At 38.6% G+C, this 479-nt stretch carries 1 protein-coding gene; it reads right to left on the bottom strand.

The window, feature by feature from the left end:
* A partial coding sequence (locus ACYVRH_RS14530) for an ATP-binding cassette domain-containing protein (protein WP_461257576.1) occupies window positions 1-479 on the bottom strand: 479 nt, incomplete at both ends.

Genomic DNA, 479 nt, shown 5'->3' with positions numbered 1-479 from the left:
GGATAACGTAAAAACTTTTTGTTTTAAATCGGGAGCATCTAAACTATATTTTTTTAACCACAAGTTTATATCTTCTTTAATTTTATTTTTCCGCGTCAGTTTTTGATAATTAAAAGAAAAATATTCATTTCTCACGTTAATTATCATATTCTCCTCGAGTGTCGCCTCAGAAGCGCTTCCGACATTTACGCGGTCGGCGGGAACAAAACTAAGCCCCTGATTACGCAATTTGCGTATGTTAAGCTTTGTTATATCTTTTCCCCTGTGCAGGATTTTTCCTTCGCTGGGGTGTAAAAAGCCGCCAAGAACAGCTTCGATTACTCCAAGCCCGTTCCCGCCGACTCCGGCAAACCCAAGTATTTCATTTGAATTTACGGAGAATGAAACTTTATCGAGTAACGGGCGTTTTTGCCTGCGCCTTTTAACTGTAACATTATCAAATTCTATTACATTATCTTTTTTACCGCCGCCGTTAGTAT

It is taken from the genome of Treponema sp. R80B11-R83G3 (assembly GCF_054786115.1).
This window is presented reverse-complemented; position numbering and strand designations above follow the sequence as displayed.